We start from the raw sequence: 17189 nt of genomic DNA, 5'->3' as shown, positions 1-17189 counted from the left end.
AGGCTAACTCCCGCCCCGGCCCGTGACCGCCCTCACCGGGGCGACCGTACCCCGGGCGCCGGCCGCGAGCTCGTGCAGCACCTCCTCCAACGAGGGCCTGCGGGTGTCGAGTTCGAGAACCACGATCCCGTGCTCGGTGGCGAGCGCGCCGACCCGCTCCGCCGTCATGCCGGTCACGGCGAGCCGCCCGGGCCCCGACAAGCCGGCCCGGACGGCCGTGGCACCCTCGGCCTCCAGTACGGCGGCCAGCTCCGCGCCGCGCGGAGTGCCCACCACGACCCGGGCCGCGGCGCCCCGCGCGGCGAACTCGTCCGCGGACTGCGCCGCGACCACCCGGCCCCGCCCGAGGACGACGATCCGGTCAGCGGTACCAGCCGCCTCCGCCGCGCGCTCGCCGGTGATCGCGACCGTACGGCCCTCCGCGGCCAGCGCGCGCAGGAGCCGGCGGGCCCACCGCACCCCCTCGGCGTCCAGCCCGGCCAGCGGCTCGTCGAGCAGCAGCACGGGCGGATCCCCGAGCAGCGCGGCGGCGATCCGCAGCCGCTGCCGCATCGCGGGGGAGTACGTCGCCACGCGCCGCCGCGGCTCCCGCGCCAGGCCCGTCTCCTCGAGCACTTCGGCCACCCGGCCGGACCCGATGCCGTGGGCGCGGGCCAGCGCCCGCAGGAAGGCCCTCGCCGTGCGCCGGCCGAGCAGCGCGTCCGGCTCGGGCAGGGCCCCGACCTGGTGCGGGCTGCGCGGGCGGCCGCGCAGCGGGACCCCGCCCACGGCGACCGTGCCCGCCGTGGGGGAGTCCAGCCCCAGGATCAGACGCAGTGCGCTGGTCTTGCCGGCCCCTGCGGGCCCGAGGACCGCCGTGACCGTCCCCGGACCGGCCGTGAGGGACAGCCGGTCGACTGCTGCGCGGTCGCCGTGCATCTTGGTGAGATTCTTGACCTCGATCACGTGGCCCACCCTGCCGGGAGACCCGGCCCGAGGGCATCGGGCCGTCGGCGGCAAGTGCGGGGGCACCACCACCCTGGGGTGTAAGCCCGGGGGCCGATGTCCGCACGTGGGCCCGCTGGTTACGGTCACGGCATGGACACCCCACCCAGAAATGCGAAGAGCACGAAGCGCGCCGAGAGCGCCGACCAGCGTGTGCAGGGCTCCGGCGGCCCCGCGCCGAAACCGGCGTCGGCCGCCGCGGCGTGGGGCGGAGCCGCCCTCTACCTCCTCATCCCGGGCCTGCTGATCGGCGGCGTCCCGTACGCGGCCGGGCCGCTCCTCGGGGCGGTGCTGCTGCTCGCCGTGACCCCGCTCTTCGGGCTCCTGCGACGTCGGCCCCTGGTGGCGCTGACCTTGACCCTTCTCGGGGGCGTGCTCGTCGCGGGGGCCAGCAGGGACCACACCCCGGGCCGGTTCCTGGTGTTCATGGCCTCGGACCTCGCGCTCGGCTTCATCGTCGCCACGCGCTCCCGGCGGGACGCGCTCATCGCCACCGCCATGGTGGTCGTCATCGAGCTCCCGGCCGTCGGACTGCTGTCGGTCGGGCCCTACGACATGATGAGCACCGGCCTGATCGCCTCCCTGTCCCTGGGCGCCGTCTACATGACCGGCCTGCGGTTCCGCGAGCGCCGGGAGCACACGGTGGAACTGCGGTCGAAGGAGGTCTCCGAGGCGGTGACCGCGGAACGGCTGCGCATCGCACGCGAGTTGCACGACATGGTCGCCCACAGCATCGGCGTGATCGCCATCCAGGCCGGCGTGGGCAGCCGGGTCATCGAGACGCAACCGGCGGAGGCCCGCGCCGCCCTGCAGGCCATCGAGGCCACCAGCCGGGAAACCCTGTCGGGCCTACGCCGTACGCTGGTGGCACTGCGTCAGGCGCAGCCGGACGGCCTCCACGGGCAGGCGCCGCTCGGCCCCGCCCCCGGACTGGCAGAACTCGGCGCCCTCGTGGCCACGACTGCCGCCGCCGGGGTACGGGTCAACGTGCGGCGGGAGGGGGAGGAGCGCCAGCTCCCGCCCGACATCGACCTGTCGGCGTACCGCATCGTGCAGGAGGCGCTGACCAACGTGGTCCGCCACGCGGGCACCGGGCACTGCCGGGTCACCATCGGATACGGGGAAGAGGAGCTGACCGTGGAGGTCGTCGACGGCGGGCGCGGGGCGCCCGACGGCATCGGGAGCACGGGATTCGGCATCACCGGGATGCGCGAGCGGGTCAGCCTGCTGCACGGCCGGTTCACTGCCGGGCCGCGTTCCACCGGCGGGTTCAGGGTCCAGGCGGTGCTGCCGCTGCCGGTCACGTCGGCGGCAGCCGTGGCCGAGGGCGAGGGAGCGGCCCGGTGAACGGGGTTCCCGCGCGGCCGGTCCGCGTACTGCTCGTGGACGACCAGCCGCTGGTCCGCTCCGGCCTGCGCGTACTGATCGCGGACACCGCCGACCTGGAGGTCGTCGGCGAGGCCGGGACGGGCGCGGAGGCGGTCCGCCTCGCCGCGGAACTGCGCCCCGACGTGGTCGTGATGGACATCCGGATGCCGGGGATGGACGGGATCGAGGCCACCCGGCTGATCACCGAGAGGAGCGGGGGGAACGGCGGCGCCGGGGGGACCGAGGGCGTCAGGATCCTCGTCCTGACCACCTTCGACGAGGACGACCACGTCTACGGGGCGCTGCGCGCGGGCGCGAGCGGGTTCGCCGTGAAGGACATGGCCCTGGAGGAGATCCTCTCGGCGATCAGGGTCGTCGCCGCCGGAGACGCCCTGATCGCGCCGGGCGTGACGCGCCGGCTGATCGCGGACTTCGTCCGGCGGCCGGGGCCCCCGGCGGCGGAGCCGGCCCTCAGGTCCGTCGCCGGCATCACCGAGCGGGAGCGGGAGGTCCTCACCCTGGTCGGGCGGGGCCGCTCGAACGGGGAGATAGCCGAGGAGCTGTTCATCTCGGCCGCCACGGCCAAATCCCACGTATCGCGGCTGTTCACCAAGCTCGGCGCCCGGGACCGGGTCCAACTCGTCATCACGGCCTACGAGATGGGGCTGGTCGCGCCGCCCCGATGAGGGGCCCGGGCGCCGGAGCAGGTCACAGCGGGTAGGAGCAGGTGGCGGAGAAACGATTCCTCAGGCGGCCACGGTGTCCGTGCGGGCCTCGTCCCGCCGCCCGGCGGACGCGGTCGGGCGCGAGGCGAACAGCCCGTCCACGGCGAGGGCGCCGGGGCCGGTGAAGACCAGCAGGAGGAAGGCCCAGCAGAACATCGCGGAGGCCTCGCCGCCGTTCTGCAGCGGCCAGAGCGCACCGGGCTGGTGAACGGTGAAGTAGGCGTACGCCATCGAGCCGGAGGCGACGAAGGCGGCCGACCGGGTGCCGAGGCCCAACAGCACCAGGACGCCGGCGACCAGCTGGATGGCGGCGGCGTACCAGCCCGGCCAGGTGCCGGTGGCGACCGTGCCGCCGCCGTGGGCGCCGCCGAGGACGCCGAAGAGGGAGGCGGCGCCGTGGGAGGCGAACAGCAGTCCCGTGACGATCCGGAACAGGCCGATGGCGTAGGGCTGGGCGTGCTGGAGACGTGTGTTCATGGGGGAGGTTCCTTCGGTTGGGGACGGGTCCCGAAGTCGTGCCGAGATGCTCAAGCGGAGCGAGCCAAAGGTTAGGTACACCTAACTGGCCTGGCAAGCGCGAGTTTCGGCCAGAGGCCGAGGGGATCCGACGCTACCCCGCGGGCGGAAGGCGGCGCCGGCGCCGCGCCCGGAGTTCCCCTCCCCGGCGGCACCTCACGATGGAGGCGGTCGCCGAGGGGCGCGGTCACAGGTCCGCAGGCCCAGTTCGCGGTCCAGCCAGCCCCGCGGTACGGGAACGGAGGGAGGACCGTGCGCAGCTCCTCAGGCTTCATCGTGGGTGGCGGGCCGGAGAGGGGGTTCTGTGGGTAGGGGCAGAGGCAGTCAGGTGACCGGGGCGCCGCAGGGGCGGTGCCGTGCGTGGGAGGAGGGGCAGGCGGGGGAGCGGCCGGCCACGCCGGGTGCGCAGGGGCTGGTCGCGGCGAACGCGACGATGCTCTCCCTGCAGACGCCCGAGGACGTGCTGGATACCCGGTTGCGGCGGGAGCTGTGGGACCGGACCGGCTGACAACCAGGCAGAATCGAACCGGCACTGAGCTCACCATCACCCACAGCTCCCGAGCAGACCCGTGCCGTCTCGGGAGGCAGGAACCTCAAGCAGCCGCTCCGGTCGCGGGTCAGGCACGGCGGCTCCACGGCGGCTCCGCCTGCGCCGACTGCGGCTGCACGCGGCCCGAGTGCACGGCCGCGGCACGCTGGGAGCCGCCCGGCGCACCAATGAGCGCCGGTACGGCTGTACGGCCTCGGCGCGGCGATCGGCAGGATGATGACCCGGCGCGGCCTGGTCGCCGCGGCCGCCGGCGGCGGCCGCGCGCACTCCGACGCCATCGTGGCCGCATCCGCATCCGTGCCCGGGTCGCGGACGCGTCCATGCCATCGCCTACATGGACACCGGCCGCCTGAAAGATCGTCCCGACGTCCCGGCCTGGGGCACGCAGCTGCGCTGGAGCACGCCGAAGCCGATCTCGGCGGCCGACGAGAAGGTGCCGAGCGCGAACGTACGCGCCGGGCACGTCCTGGCGCCCGCGCCCATGAAGGCCCTCGGCCCGGCGCCCCGCAGCCGTCCGCACGCGTCGTTGGTGCAGCGCCGGACACCGCCGCAGGGCTACCGCTGTGCGTTCGCAGCGCACCGCCAGTCAGGGCGGCCAGGACAACGGACTCTGCGCTTCACGCCGCCGTTGAGAGGCGGGTCCGGGAGGGCGTGCGTGAGCCCGAGACGCTCTTCGCGGATGGGCAGGCCGAGACGACCCCTCTGCGCGAGGAGGCAGGCCGGCAGCGCGCGAGCAGCTCGCCGTATGCGCTAGCCGTAGCCCGGGTGCGTGCCGGGAAGGCCGGACTCACCCCGCTGCCGGTGCCGTCGCTGTTCAGCTCTTGCGGGCCAGCGGTTGCCCGGCGAAGCTCACCCCTGCCAGGCCATGGGCCAGGAGGTTGCGGATGTTGCCGTGATCAGTGTCGTTCGGCGTTGCCAGCACACTGCGGTAATGCTCACCGAATGCCAGCAGAGCTTCCTGGTCGCTCAGCCCTTCCAGCAGGGCCAGTCCCAGTGTCTTGCAGGAACCCTCGTTCTCACCTGCGGCATTTTCCAGTTCCCCGTTGCGGAACGCCTGCGGCTGATACTCGTAATGCGCGGTGACGAAGGCCAGGGTGTCGGCGAACTCGTGTTCACCTGACGCGAGGCTTGCCCGCAGCGAGTTCAGATCCGTCATGTCGGTTCCTTTGGGTTGGACGGACGATCCGATTGCCGTCCGTGACCGGGGGACAATACCTCCCTTGAGGCCAGCCGGTGGGAATCGGGCCACATGTCGGAACGAGCGGCATCTCCGCAGGTCACGGTGTGCGTCTGTGTGATCCACCGGGAGCCGGTGAGAGCCACAGCTGCGTTCGAGGTTTCGGGCAACCTCACATGACTCACCAAGTGAGTGCGAGCGCGCCTGCGCCTACGCGGGCAGCGCAGGGAACACGACCACCGAGCCGTCCTTGTCGCGGGCAATCTCAATCGCCACGTCTGTCGTGCGGCTGTTGACCGTGACGCCGTCACCCAACTTGTGGATCCGGTGTGCCGCGCTCATGAGGCGATCGACTTCACCGGTCGTGAAGACGGGTCGCAAACCGTTCGGGCGTGCCAGTTCCAGTGCCGACAGGCGTACCAGGACACTGGCGATGCCCGCCTCCAGTTCGTCGAGGCGCTGCTGATCGCGCTTGAGTGCGCGGGTGAAGTTTTCGAACGGATTGCCGGCGTCGCTCTGGGCGTGCTCGACGGCCTGGAGGACGACCACCCGCCGCTTCAGCGCGATAGCCAGGGAAGCGAGTTCGAGGTGGGTGCGGAACGTGCCGCCATGGTCGTCGACGCCGGGGAACGACTTGGTCAACGTGCCGAGTTCGACGGCCTCGCTCTCGGGCAGTCCGTCCAGCGCGCTCTGCCATCGGGCAAGGCGGCGGTCGGCTTTGCCCAGCGCCGTGTTGATGGCATGCACCGCCGAGTCGAGCCCCAGCGAGACACCGAGCTTGCCCTGGTCGAGCAGAATGGCAGTGGCTTTGTCGATGGCGTCCCGGCAGCCGTCGAGTTCGCTGTGCTCGTCGTCGAGCTTCTCCTCCTGAAGTTGCTCCAGCAGTTTCGTGATGTGTTCGATGGCCTGCTGGCGCTTGTGGTCGGCGTGTGCGCTCACCCCCACCGCCACGGCCATGAGCACGAGCGGAGCGGCCACGGTGAGCGCCGTGCCGCCGGCGGCCGCGGCACCGGCGGTCGCACCGGCGCCGCCCACCGTGCCCGCCGCTGCCGCTCCTCCGACCGGAACGAACGTCGCTTTGGAGGCGATCCTGCCCGTCGAGTCCACCAGCTCACCGTAGATGCCGCCGGCCGCCCCCTTCGGCACCATCGGGCGAACGATGCCCTGCCCGAACTGGGCGGCGACCTTCGCCGGGACCACCATGCGATACAGACTCTCGCCGGAGACGGTCGCTCTGGCCACCGTAAGGGAACTTCGCGCCGATTGCGTGATGAACTGTGACAGGTGCTGCGCCAGGGGACTGGCGGCGTCGAGCGGGATGCCACGGCCGCGGTCGATCTTGTCGGGCAGCGGATGTACCTCAAGTGTGACGATCGGCTCGTCGGCCAGGACGGCCAGTACTCCGCGCAGTTCGGCCAGGCGCTCAGCCGTCATCAAGTCGCCGGCGGTCAACCCAGGCACTCGGACGTCAGCGGTCGCCAGCGTCCACACGGGCACGGTCGTTTTGCGGTCGTCAGTCATCGTCTCCCCCTCGTTCTCCGACAGCAGCCTACGTCTGACGTCGAACTCGAACGGCGCATGGTCGTCCTCTGCGGATCACAGCGCCCTACAGTCGCCCGCCGCACATCGGACCGCTCCGGAACCGGGTCGGCTCCCTCGCATGCCCGTAGCCGAGGTGATCCCATCACCGCGACTCCACCCACCCGTTCAGCTCCTCCAGATGCCGCGGCACCCGACTCCCGTGCCAGCCCAGCACCAGCCGCTGGGAAGCGGGGGCCATCCTCAATATTGTGATGGTATGTCAGATCTACTTCGCGGACTTGGACCATCTCCGCGGCCCTGGGCAGGGCGGGCAGATGACCGGGCCAGCCAGCCAGGCGGGCCAGGACGGAGGCTGTCTTGAAGGCCAAGTGGCCGTGCCGGGAACAGCTGGTCCGGTCGGCGCGGTTGCATCGACTGAGGGACCGGCGCCGCACGGGCGGGGAGCACACAGGCCACAAGATTGTCCGCCCCACCAGGACCCGGCCCCCAGGATCGCGGTACGCCCGCCGCGAGCTCGGACCAAGAAGTATTTCTGCAGGAGGACTGTTTCATGACTGACCGGCCCTTGACGCTCATGGCAGTGCACGCCCACCCCGACGACGAGGCCACCGGAACCGGAGGGGTCCTCGCGCGGTACGCGGCGGAAGGCATCCGCACGGTTCTCGTGACGTGTACCGACGGCCGTTGCGGTGACGGACCGGGGGGTGTCAAGCCGGGCGATCCCGGGCACGACCCGGCGGCCGTCACCTTGATGCGCCGTCAAGAACTCGAAGCGAGCTGTGACGTCCTGAAGATCAGCGATCTGGAGATGCTGGGCTATGCCGACTCCGGGATGATGGGCTGGCCGAGCAACGACGCCCCCGGATCCTTCTGGCAGACCCCCGTGGAGGAAGGCGCCGCCCGACTTGCGGAACTCATGCGGCACTACCGACCCGATGTGGTCGTCACTTACGACGAGAACGGCTTCTACGGCCACCCCGACCACATCCAGGCCCACCGCATCACGATGGCGGCGCTGGAGATGACCGCGCTGTCACCGAAGGTGTACTGGACGACGATGCCCCGCTCGGGGATGCAGCGGTTCGGGGAGATCATGCGCGAGTTCCATGAGGACATGCCGGAGCCGGATCCCGCCGAGGCCGCCGCGATGGCCGAGATCGGCCTCCCCGACGATGAGATCACCACGTGGGTGGACACCACCGCGTTCAGCGGTCAGAAGTTCGATGCGCTGGCCGCACACGCCAGTCAGGGCGAGAACATCTTCTTCCTCAAGATGGGCAAGGAGAGGTTCGGCGAGTTGATGGGCATGGAGACCTTCGTACGTGTCCAGGACGCGACCGGCGCGGCCGTACCCGAAAACGATCTCTTCGCCGGACTGCGCTGATCCGCCCGTCCGACCGACGGCCGGGAAAGCTCATCGGCCGCACGGCTCGATCGAGCGGGCCCGGGAGCTCCCGGCCGCCCGACGGCTCCCTGCGGGAGCGGTCGGGCGGCTATCGCTCCCGACCTCGCCGAGCACGTGGCAGCCGTCGGCTTCGCCCCGGACTTCGGCCGACCGTGTGCCCCGACTCATCGGCTGGGGCGACGAAGGCACGCCTGGAGCAGGCCTGCGTCGTGGCGGCCGCCAATGCTGCGGCGGGCCGTACGGTCGTGCGCGCCCGGCGGATTCTGCCTCCCGGCGCCCTGCCCGCACCCGCACCGGCCGATGCCGGCGCCCCGGCACGGCAGTCCCGTCCGAGCTGAGTCGGTACGCAAGTCTCGCCGGACGGCTATGGCCGCGTGATCGCCGCGCACCGTGAGGCTGCACCGGCCCGGTGGGAGGACACGGCCATGGCGGATGCGGTGGAGCGGCAGACTTGGGAGATGCGGGAGAAGTGGGAGAAGTGGCAGCCGCAGATCCGCGCGAAGGCCTGCCTGGCCGGGTCACTTCAGCGCTTGGGGGAGAGATCGGTGGTCTACACGGAACCCATGGCGCGAGCCGTCGTGGAGCCAGCCATGCAGGAGCTGATGCGCCTGTGCACCGACGGCCGAGAGCACTCCACGACGGTCGCCTTGGGCGGAGACGGCTTCACCATGTACGGCCACGTTCGCGTACGCCCAGGAGAACCCGGACATGCCGACGTTTCGCTCGCTTGCTGGACCGCCAATATGGACACGGCTCGCTATTGCGGCAGTGACCCTCCGAGCGAGGACGAAGCCCGTCTGCCCCCCGAGGGCACGGCCACGCCGGACGAGTCACTCACCAACCGTGTGATCGGCCATTTGGTCATCCGTATGAACGCCCTCGACGGTCCTCGTCCGGACCGTGACGGCCACCTCACTATCACCGTCCCCTTCGCTTCCCAGTAGCAGACCGCGGGTTGCGCTGCTCGATGACGGGCGCCGCGACGACCTCCTGGCCCCCGGGCAGCACGACCCGGATCGGCACGGGGACCGCAGGCTCGGCGGCGAGAGGGGGCGACGGCGGCCACGTGCCGCGAGCGGAAGAATCTCAGAACTCACCGTCGACACCTGTGACCGCCGGAGGTCCCAGGGGCGCGTCCTTCTCCGAGAACCCCAGCTCCTGGAGGGTGCTGGCCAGCAGCCGCACGGCGTCGTCCTCGGCGGTGGCCTGGTCTGAGGCCTCGACTTCGAGCCGGACGGAAAAGGTACCGCCCTCGTGGAGGGTGAGCAGTTCCACGTCTTCAGTCTCGCTCAAGTCGGTGTGGTACGAAGCCAGCCTCCTCGCCAGCCCGGAGCGTGCTGCATCGTCGACGTCCCTCAGGAACGTGCCGGGCACGGTGATGACGTAAGTGGTCACTGCTGTCTCCTGTCTGCTGGCAAAGGCCGGGTTGTGCGGATGCCCCGGTGTCGCACGTCAAATCCCCTTAAGCTCAGCAGAGCGGAGTGGCGGATATCGCCCCGCGGCCCCGTCCCGGCGAGTCTGGGTTTCTGGGCCAGGTCAGTGCTGCGACCGTTCACGCTCCTGGGACCTCCTCTCGGCGTGCCTGCGAGGGCCGTATCCGAGTCCACGCGGAGAAGCACCAGGCGCAGCCCGCCCCGAGGCTACGTGACGGGCAAGTCGCTCGGACGAGTGAGCGTGGAGGACACCGCTCCCGGTAGTCGGCCTCCCGCCCCCACGATCGCAGGATGGCAACCCCGACGCAGGGCCCCTCCTGAGCATGCTCTCGGTGACAACGACGGCCCTCGATATTCCGGAGGCATAGTGATGACCCAGGCTCCCGAGTCCCTCAGCATCCGCGTCCTGATCCACCACACCACCACGGACCGACTGCTTTCGGAGGTCGGCGTCGAGGCGGTGGCGGGCGACCAGGTCGTTGCCAAGGCACGGACCGACGGCGGGGGCTTCGCCGCCCTGGAGATCGGTGAGGACCTGTGGCGGGAGCCGCTCACCGTGCGGATCGACCACGGTGACCGGCGCGGCCAGGAGGTCCCGGTCACCAGGGAGGCACTGTTCGACGAGGAACCCATCAGAGTGGCCGTGTGTGGCGAGGACCATGTGGACCCGGGCCGTCTGGCCATACTGGCCGACCATCTGGTCGCCACGCGCCGGGTGCTCGCGGACAACCTGGCCGACGACCTGACGTGCCCGCCCCCCGACAGCATGATCCGCCTCCTGACCCCCGGCGAGCGGGCGCGGCTGCTCGACGACCTCAGCCGCGCCGACGGTCACGGGGGCGAGGGAGCCGCCACTGGCCTGGTGGATCCGGACGCTCTGCGCAACGGCACCGTCTCCTACCTCCCGCTGCCCGAGCTCGACACGCACTTTGACTTCGACACGATCGACCTGGACGACACCACGTGGCCCAAGCCGATCTGGGGACTCTTCCCCTGGGCGCTGCCCGACGACCAGGCCTACCGTGACTACCTCCGCGGCGTGTTCGTACTGTTCGCGCATCAGCAGAAGCGATACCGGCCCAGACCTCGACCCGTCGCTCGCTCACTCACTCACCCCTCCTCGCTCCGAACAGCCTGCCGTCGGCCCGAGGAACGCCTCGCTGTCATCTCCGTAAAAAGCGACTTGAGCGCACATCTCCATCAGCAGCCAGGGCGCCCCGGAGGGCCGGGCGGCCACTCCTCGGAAGCCACACCCAGCCCTCCCCGGCCGCCTTACAACTTACGGAGGACCATCAGGGCTCTGCGCGTCCCCGCTGATCAGCTTCAGGCGCGGCTCGGTGACCCCGTCGAGGAGCACGTCCAGCATCTCGTCCATGCAGGCAACAACGCCGGACCGCCCGTCGCCCTCGCGCCGGCCCGGTGCTGGAGGTGGGGGCGGCATCCGGGTCCGTGGGGCAGACAAAAGCCCCTGGGGCCCGACGGGCCCGGCAGGGGCTGATCAGTTGGAGGGTGGCTTCACCGTGTGTGCCGGTACCGGCACGTGGAGCTACGTTGCTGGGCTCAGGTTCAGCCGGAAGCGGCCGGGCTTGCCTCCACGGGGGCCTCCTCCGTGGCGGGGGCCTGCTCCGTGGCCGGAGTCTCCGTCGCGGGGGTTTCCGTCGCCGGGGTCTCGGTCGCGGGGGTTTCCGTCGCCGGGGTCTCGGTCGCGGGGGTTTCCGTGGTCGGGGTCTCCGTGGTGGGGGTTTCCGTGGTCGGGGTCTCCGTCTTCGGGGTCTCTGTCTTCGGGGTTTCCGTGGTGGGGGCGGGCTTTTCGGGCTTGTGCTCGCAGTACACCGTGCCCTTGTAGAACTTGCAGCCCGGCATGTTCTTGACGTCCTTGATCTTGCCGTGCTTCTTGCCCTGGTTCTTCTTGCCGTGCTTCTTGCCCTTGTTGCCCCGGTTGTCCTTCTTGCCCTTGCTCCCATGACCGCTCTTCGCGTGGTCGGCGACCAGCGTGACCGCCTCGCTGACCTGCGGCTTGGCCGGCGCAGCGAATGCACTGGTGGGCAGCAGCACGCCTCCCCCGACAATCGCGGCCGAGACGGCGAACATCGAGAAACGCTGCTTCCGAGAAGTGCGAGCCATGAGAATTACTCCAGTAAAAGGGGGGTGGGGGGAAGTTTCGAAGGATGATCGCTGTGGCGAAATGTCTGGTTTGTCCTTCTGCTAAAAGACTGGCCTCCGGACTTCACGACACTGTCCGCCGACTGTCACAGGCGCGTGACAGGCCCCCCTGGCCGGGCGGCGCGGGTGCGGCCACCACGCGAGGGCGAGGGCCCGCCGCGCAGCGCCAGGGAGTGCGGGTGCCAGGTGACCGGGCCCTGCCCGCCCCCGGCCGCGCCGCAGCGCGGCCGGGCACGGGCGTGTCGTGCCGGACTGCCGAGCCCGCCCAGTGCGGCGCGGCGGGAGGCAGTGGTGTGCGGGAGTCGCCGATACCAGAGCCGGTGCGGCCGGGGCCCGTGCCTGCCGGTGCATATATGGGGCGTGGGTTAGGTCGCGGGCGGCGGCGAAAAGAGCGTTTTCGCGCCGTGTATTGCCTTGCTGGCGTGTTTGGCGCTGGTGGCGGGCCGGATGGTGCCGGGCTCGTAGCGGGCGCGGGCTCGGCCGATGACCGCCTCGATGGCCAGGGCGTGGTCGTCGCCCGGGGCGAGGGTGAGCTGCTGGAGGCTTCGCTCGCGGGGCGAAGGTCGTGTGCGCGCAGGCTGATGGCGCGGACACGGGCGCGCTGGAGGGCGAGCAGGACGTAGAGCTCGTACGCGGTAGCGGCGATCGGCCGGCTGTGGGCCGTGGCTTCCGTGAGGGTGCGGCTGCGGGTGCAGACGCTGCGGTGGGCGTAGCGGACGGACAGGGCCAGTCCGCCTGCGGCTTGTTGCCCCGTCGCGCAGGCGGGCGGCGACCTCCTCGGCCAGATCGAGCAGGGTCCGGCGGTGTTCGGCCGACACCAGGACGTCGTGCTCGAAGGCCCGGTCGGCGGCCAAGGACTTCGCGATCGGCTGCGTCTGGACCGTGCGCGGGTCCTGGCCGCGGGCGTGGGTGTGCAGGGGGCGGCCGGCGGCGCCGAAGAGACGGACGAGGGTGGGCATGGGGGTCTCGGCGAAGTCGCCGATGGTGTGCCGGCCGTACGTGCGCAGCTTGCCCGTGGTCGCCGGGCCGACGCCGTAAAGGGCCGCGACCGGGCGCGGTCTCAGCCACCGCTCGACGTCCTTGGCGTCGATCACGGTGGTCGTGCCGGGCGGGGTGGCCGCGGCCGCCATAGTCGCCAGCATCCTATTGGAGCTCCGACGGGTTCCCGACCCTGCCGGGGCTGCTTGTTCTGCCTGTTCAGGCTGGTCAATGGCTCGATCTGGCAGTACACACCGTCGTGTGAAAATTCGCCCGTTTCTCCTTGATTCCAGGAGTTCTCCTCGTAATTTGCGTGCTTGTGGTGGATTCCGGAACTCGCCGCTTCACGCTGATCGGCGGGGGCGGTGCATCGAGCGAGCCGGCCGGGCTGGAGCCGGGGCTGGCGCCCAGGGGGACCCGGAGCGGGCCAGTCTGGAGTTGTCCCGGCGTGCGGTGCGCCGGCTGAGTGGGGAGGCGAGAAGCAGTGAAGTGGAATCCGCGGTGGGTGGCGGCCCAGCGGGACATATGGCGCGCCAGCCAGCTGAAGACCGCGTTCGAGGAGGTCGGGTTCACTCCGTCGCTGAGCAAGGTTGCGGCCCTGTGGTCGGGGATGCCGGTCACCCTGCGGCTGGACGACCTTGACATGATCTGCGCGGCCCTGGGCTGTGAGGTGGCCGACCTGCTGCAGGCGGAACTGGTCGCCGCCGCGGGCGCTGCGCCGGAGACGCTGAAGCCGGCGGTCGGCCAAGGCCCGCAGGCCGGCAGCGGGAGCCGCCCGGTCCCGCGGCAGCCGGGCACCGGCCCGGCACGGCGCGCGCTTCCGCCGAACTGATGCCGGTGGCGGTGGCGGTGGCGGTGGCGGTGGCGGTGGCGGTGGCGGTGTCGTGCGGGCTGTGCGCGACGTGGGGCGTGGTCACGAGCATGAGGGTGTGCCGGGAGTGCCGCCGGGAGACCTACGACGTCCCGGACGCGAAATCCAACGCGCACCTCACCGGCGCCCGCCGGCTCGCCGACCACGCACCGCCCCCGTTCCAGGAAGGCATCCACCGTTGGATCGACGTGCTCTGCGGCACCGCGTCCCGGCCGAGCTGGCCCCTGGCCCCTGGCCCCCTCCACCGTCCGCAGCTCCGTCCGCAAGGCCGCCCCCTGCCTGCAGGCCTGGCGCACCGCCGGCATCGACGACTTGCGCGCCATCATCACCGACCACATCCAGCAGCAGGCACCCCTGCTCGGCGAAGCGAGGAAGTTGCTCCTTGGAGCACTCCGATCCCTTTTCCGTGCACTCAAACGAGAAAAGCTGATCTTCCGCGAAGGCTCGTGGGGAGTCGGGGACAGCACCCGCAGCTCCTGCAAGCGCTTTAGTGGAACCGGCAACAAATGACCATTCAATAAAGCCTGGCTGGTCGAATTTCGGATGCACGCCTGAGGTGAAGGACGTAGTCTATAAGGGGTGGGCAAGCGGGTGCTACATGGCCGGATAAGCCGTTCCCAACCATACCGTCAGGGCCCGTTCTTACGGTGCCCTTGCGCACTCTACGTAAGTGGCCACTCGCATCGCAAACCGGGCGGGCGGGCTCGTCCCCCGGTAAGGAAGCTCTTCCAGGAGGCGCTTATGAGGCGCGCTGGACAAATTACGCTCACTCCTACCTGGACTCCCCAGACTGGTCAGATAGAGTTCCTATGGGACGACAGTCAAATCTCAGGCACTAATCCAAGAGACAAGTGGTTTGGGACGCTCGCTTTCATTGGTGGTGGGATCAGCCAAGAAGGAGAGTGGGATTGGGAACCTGTCGCGTAGACTTTGCACCTTTGGGTGCCCCAACCGAATGTTGAAGGGTTTCGGCACTTGGTTGTAAGACTTGATCAGTTCACGCTGCCGCTGGCCGCGGGCATGACTGGGCCCGGCATCCTTGCACCAGGTCTCGCACCAGTCACCGGAGAATTGGCTCTGACATGGCTGGGGTTCGTCCACTGAAATCTTTCAGTGTTGCCGTTCCAGGGTGAGGACCTTCGTATCCGCCGGGATGTCGTGAATGCAATCGGGAGCATTTTCCTGCAGGTGAGGCACGCACGCTGATCAGAATGGTCCCCGCAAGGTAGCCGCTGTCGCCGGCGGCGAGGTCGGGCGATACAGCACACGGTGCGCTGCATAGGCTGGAAGCCGCGGGATGTACAACTTCTCCTTCCGGCCCGAGCTCGATCCTCGCAGGCAGAGTCCGCAGGGTGACGCCAGCTTCGTACTTTCGAATCGAGCAGCGAATCCATTCGATCGATATGTGGAGGAGTCATGGCAGAGGGAGGAATGCTCGCCATCATCTACGGGATTACATCAGACGGCGATTTGCAGTGGTACCGCCATACCGGGTGGGAGGACGGCACGAATCGCTGGACGACAGGGGAAGGTGGAGAAAATGTCAGCGGAGGCTGGAACATCTACAGGACCGTCTTCGGCGGCGCCGGCGGAGTGATCTACGGAATCACACCAGGTGGGGATCTCCAGTGGTACCGCCACGACGGCTGGACAGATGGCACAAACCGCTGGACGGCAGGGGGAGGTGGAAAGAACGTCGGCGGAGGCTGGAACATCTACAACACCGTCTTCGGCGGCGGCGGCGGAGTGATCTACGGAATCACACCGGGTGGGGATCTCCAGTGGTACTTCCACGACGGCTGGTCAGACGGCTCAAACCGCTGGACGGCAGGGGGAGGTGGAAAGAACGTCGGCGGAGGCTGGAACATCTACAACACCGTCTTCAGCGCCGGCCGCGGAGTGATCTACGGAATCACACCGGGTGGGGATCTCCAGTGGTACTTCCACGACGGCTGGGCAGACGGCTCAAACCGCTGGACGGCAGGGGGAGGTGGAAGGAACGTCGGCGGAGGCTGGAACATCTACGACACCGTCTTCAGCGGCGGCGGCGGCGGCGGAGTGATCTACGGAGTCACACCAGGTGGGGATCTCCAGTGGTACCGCCACGACGGCGTGAAAGACGGCTCAAACCGCTGGACGGCAGGAGCCGGTGGAAAGAACGTCAGTGGGGGCTGGGACATCTACAGCACCGTCATGAGCGACACCGTTTTGCTCGTCGGTGACTTGTCCCCCTTGTCTATACCTACCGTTCAACACGTCCCCGTCGGCAAGCTCGATCCCAATGCCCCCGGTGTGATCACTTACAAGCGCAAGACTTTCGACGCGAACGGAGTCCTGAGAGTTAAAGAAGGGCTGGTAGCGGCTGGAACTCCTGTGCCGGTCGGCCCCCTGCACGTGCCTCGAGAGAGCTTCTCCTACCGACAAACCTTCGTCGACGAGTCTGGAGCGCTGAGAGCGCGTGCCGGAGACATAACGGTGACGGCTGACTTGCGACTGCAGATCGGCATCGTGAAACTTGAAGGCTCGGTCGACGGAGAGACTCTCACCGCAAAGGGTTACGCCGAAGTAGTCACGGTCAGGGTTGACGGTCAGGCCTCGTTTGGTGCTCCAGGTGCTGGGGGGAGCGCTACCGGACATGCCGTGGGGCCCAATGCCCATATGTCCGGGGAGGCCGGCCCGAATGGGGTGGGTGGGGAGATCGGCCTGTCCGCGGGCGAGATCGGCGGGCAACTCGGTGTAACGATCGGAGGCCAGCCCTTCGGCATCGGCGGTGAGATCGGACTCAAAGCAGAGCTAGGTCTGCACTGGGCGGCGACAAGCACTCTCAAGCTGCCTCTCATCACGATCAGCGGCCCGAATCCGCTGGCCGGGGTGACATCGTTCGCTGTAGGCGCCGTAAGCGACCTCGCTCGAGACCCGGTAAGGACCGTGGAGCAGGCGATCAGCGACATCGCCGGTGTTGGCACGGACGCGGTCGAGGCGGTCGGCCAGATAGTCGAAAGCATCGCCGGCATCTTCGGGGACGACGACGAAGACGAACACATTGTCACCACCGACCAGCCGCAAGGCCCGCGGCCGGACCTGCGGAATGCGCCGCCCGGCACAGTCATTGTTGACTGACACGATCGGCGCGGTCAAAGAGTGATGGGGCGATTTGAGAGGATCTTCTCCAAGCCAGCGGCGTGGTAGGTCTGCGTCGTGGACGGGTGGGCGTAGCCACGAACCCATTGCACATGGGTCAGCGGCAACTTGAGGTCACGCGCCATCCGTAGACGGAGGATGCCCTGACACGTCGGCGATCGCAGCTGCGGGCGGCAGGGCCTGGACCGTCAGGGTGAATCGCTGGAGGACTTCGACCAGCTCGTCGAACCCCCCAGGCGGCCGGAGCCGGATATGCAGCAGCACGGCGTCCCACCCTTCCTTCGATGCCCGGGGCTACGAAGGCCGTCGAACCCCCCTGTACGAAACAGGTTCAAG

At 69.5% G+C, this 17189-nt stretch carries 16 protein-coding genes; 9 read left to right on the top strand and 7 right to left on the bottom strand.

Features of this window, described 5'->3' with window-relative positions; genetic code table 11:
• Positions 1 to 3: 3 nt before the first annotated feature.
• Positions 4 to 945: an ABC transporter ATP-binding protein gene (locus RIU97_RS03185; protein WP_404953197.1), complete on the bottom strand. Its 942-nt coding sequence runs from the start codon at positions 943 to 945 to the stop codon at positions 4 to 6.
• A gap of 132 nt (positions 946 to 1077) precedes the next feature.
• Between RIU97_RS03185 and RIU97_RS03180 the strand changes: the two genes are divergently transcribed.
• Both RIU97_RS03180 and RIU97_RS03175 read left to right on the top strand, forming a co-directional pair.
• Positions 1078 to 2331, top strand: coding sequence for a sensor histidine kinase (locus tag RIU97_RS03180; RefSeq protein WP_404953196.1), 1254 nt, complete (start codon positions 1078 to 1080; stop codon positions 2329 to 2331).
• Positions 2328 to 3038 (top strand): response regulator, encoded by a 711-nt coding sequence (locus RIU97_RS03175; protein WP_404953195.1) that lies wholly within the window; start codon positions 2328 to 2330, stop codon positions 3036 to 3038. Before RIU97_RS03180 ends, RIU97_RS03175 begins: the two co-directional genes overlap by 4 nt.
• A gap of 60 nt (positions 3039 to 3098) precedes the next feature.
• Here RIU97_RS03175 and RIU97_RS03170 read toward each other — a convergent pair whose 3' ends face one another.
• On the bottom strand, positions 3099 to 3554 hold the full coding sequence (locus RIU97_RS03170) for a DoxX family protein (RefSeq protein WP_404953194.1): 456 nt from the start codon (positions 3552 to 3554) through the stop codon (positions 3099 to 3101).
• 343 nt (positions 3555 to 3897) lie between these two features.
• Here RIU97_RS03170 and RIU97_RS03165 point away from each other — a divergent pair, with 343 nt between their 5' ends.
• The gene (locus RIU97_RS03165; protein ID WP_404953193.1) at positions 3898 to 4101 is read left to right on the top strand and encodes a hypothetical protein; all 204 of its coding nucleotides are present in this window, start codon (positions 3898 to 3900) and stop codon (positions 4099 to 4101) included.
• An 856-nt stretch (positions 4102 to 4957) separates the two neighbouring features.
• Here RIU97_RS03165 and RIU97_RS03160 read toward each other — a convergent pair.
• Both RIU97_RS03160 and RIU97_RS03155 read right to left on the bottom strand, forming a co-directional pair.
• Positions 4958 to 5299 (bottom strand): HopJ type III effector protein, encoded by a 342-nt coding sequence (locus RIU97_RS03160; protein WP_404953192.1) that lies wholly within the window; start codon positions 5297 to 5299, stop codon positions 4958 to 4960.
• Positions 5300 to 5530: 231 nt separating this feature from the next.
• Complete coding sequence (locus RIU97_RS03155; protein ID WP_404953190.1) at positions 5531 to 6841, bottom strand: hypothetical protein; 1311 nt, start codon at positions 6839 to 6841, stop codon at positions 5531 to 5533.
• Between the two features lie 571 nt (positions 6842 to 7412).
• On the opposite strand from RIU97_RS03155, the gene RIU97_RS03150 reads away from it, so the two are divergent.
• Together RIU97_RS03150 and RIU97_RS03145 are read left to right on the top strand one after the other, a co-directional pair.
• Positions 7413 to 8246: a PIG-L family deacetylase gene (locus tag RIU97_RS03150; protein ID WP_404953189.1), complete on the top strand. Its 834-nt coding sequence runs from the start codon at positions 7413 to 7415 to the stop codon at positions 8244 to 8246.
• A gap of 446 nt (positions 8247 to 8692) precedes the next feature.
• The gene (locus RIU97_RS03145; protein WP_404953188.1) at positions 8693 to 9211 is read left to right on the top strand and encodes a hypothetical protein; all 519 of its coding nucleotides are present in this window, start codon (positions 8693 to 8695) and stop codon (positions 9209 to 9211) included.
• A gap of 142 nt (positions 9212 to 9353) precedes the next feature.
• On the opposite strand, the gene RIU97_RS03140 is transcribed toward RIU97_RS03145, so the two are convergent.
• On the bottom strand, positions 9354 to 9662 hold the full coding sequence (locus tag RIU97_RS03140) for a hypothetical protein (RefSeq protein WP_404953187.1): 309 nt from the start codon (positions 9660 to 9662) through the stop codon (positions 9354 to 9356).
• A gap of 408 nt (positions 9663 to 10070) precedes the next feature.
• Here RIU97_RS03140 and RIU97_RS03135 point away from each other — a divergent pair, with 408 nt between their 5' ends.
• Positions 10071 to 11198: a hypothetical protein gene (locus tag RIU97_RS03135; RefSeq protein WP_404953186.1), complete on the top strand. Its 1128-nt coding sequence runs from the start codon at positions 10071 to 10073 to the stop codon at positions 11196 to 11198.
• Positions 11199 to 11266: 68 nt separating this feature from the next.
• Here RIU97_RS03135 and RIU97_RS03130 read toward each other — a convergent pair whose 3' ends face one another.
• Together RIU97_RS03130 and RIU97_RS03125 are read right to left on the bottom strand one after the other, a co-directional pair.
• Positions 11267 to 11824: a hypothetical protein gene (locus RIU97_RS03130; protein ID WP_404953185.1), complete on the bottom strand. Its 558-nt coding sequence runs from the start codon at positions 11822 to 11824 to the stop codon at positions 11267 to 11269.
• Between the two features lie 103 nt (positions 11825 to 11927).
• Positions 11928 to 12587 carry a hypothetical protein gene (locus RIU97_RS03125; RefSeq protein ID WP_404962741.1) on the bottom strand — a complete coding sequence of 220 codons (660 nt, stop codon included), beginning with the start codon at positions 12585 to 12587 and terminating at the stop codon, positions 11928 to 11930.
• Between the two features lie 738 nt (positions 12588 to 13325).
• Here RIU97_RS03125 and RIU97_RS03120 point away from each other — a divergent pair.
• The 3 genes from RIU97_RS03120 to RIU97_RS03110 all read left to right on the top strand — a co-directional run bounded on the left by RIU97_RS03120 (position 13326) and on the right by RIU97_RS03110 (position 16832).
• Complete coding sequence (locus tag RIU97_RS03120) at positions 13326 to 13673, top strand: helix-turn-helix domain-containing protein (RefSeq protein WP_404953184.1); 348 nt, start codon at positions 13326 to 13328, stop codon at positions 13671 to 13673.
• A gap of 351 nt (positions 13674 to 14024) precedes the next feature.
• On the top strand, positions 14025 to 14222 hold the full coding sequence (locus tag RIU97_RS03115; RefSeq protein WP_404953183.1) for a hypothetical protein: 198 nt from the start codon (positions 14025 to 14027) through the stop codon (positions 14220 to 14222).
• 906 nt (positions 14223 to 15128) lie between these two features.
• Entirely contained in the window at positions 15129 to 16832 is a 1704-nt protein-coding gene (locus tag RIU97_RS03110) for a tachylectin-related carbohydrate-binding protein (protein ID WP_404953181.1), read from the top strand.
• Positions 16833 to 17189: the final 357 nt, after the last annotated feature.

Source organism: Streptomyces sp. 147326, assembly GCF_045000215.1.
Classification (GTDB): Bacteria; Actinomycetota; Actinomycetes; order Streptomycetales; family Streptomycetaceae; genus Streptomyces.
Note: the sequence above shows the minus strand (reverse complement) of the source record. Positions and strands in the feature narration are given on the sequence as shown.

Coding starts and splice junctions, on each gene's coding strand:
- RIU97_RS03180 (WP_404953196.1), top strand. CDS start 1,078: ATGGACACCCCACCCAGAAATGCGAAGAGCACGAAGCGCGCCGAGAGC.
- RIU97_RS03170 (WP_404953194.1), bottom strand. CDS start 3,554: ATGAACACACGTCTCCAGCACGCCCAGCCCTACGCCATCGGCCTGTTC.
- RIU97_RS03160 (WP_404953192.1), bottom strand. CDS start 5,299: ATGACGGATCTGAACTCGCTGCGGGCAAGCCTCGCGTCAGGTGAACAC.
- RIU97_RS03155 (WP_404953190.1), bottom strand. CDS start 6,841: ATGACTGACGACCGCAAAACGACCGTGCCCGTGTGGACGCTGGCGACC.
- RIU97_RS03150 (WP_404953189.1), top strand. CDS start 7,413: ATGACTGACCGGCCCTTGACGCTCATGGCAGTGCACGCCCACCCCGAC.
- RIU97_RS03145 (WP_404953188.1), top strand. CDS start 8,693: ATGGCGGATGCGGTGGAGCGGCAGACTTGGGAGATGCGGGAGAAGTGG.
- RIU97_RS03135 (WP_404953186.1), top strand. CDS start 10,071: ATGACCCAGGCTCCCGAGTCCCTCAGCATCCGCGTCCTGATCCACCAC.
- RIU97_RS03130 (WP_404953185.1), bottom strand. CDS start 11,824: ATGGCTCGCACTTCTCGGAAGCAGCGTTTCTCGATGTTCGCCGTCTCG.
- RIU97_RS03110 (WP_404953181.1), top strand. CDS start 15,129: ATGGCAGAGGGAGGAATGCTCGCCATCATCTACGGGATTACATCAGAC.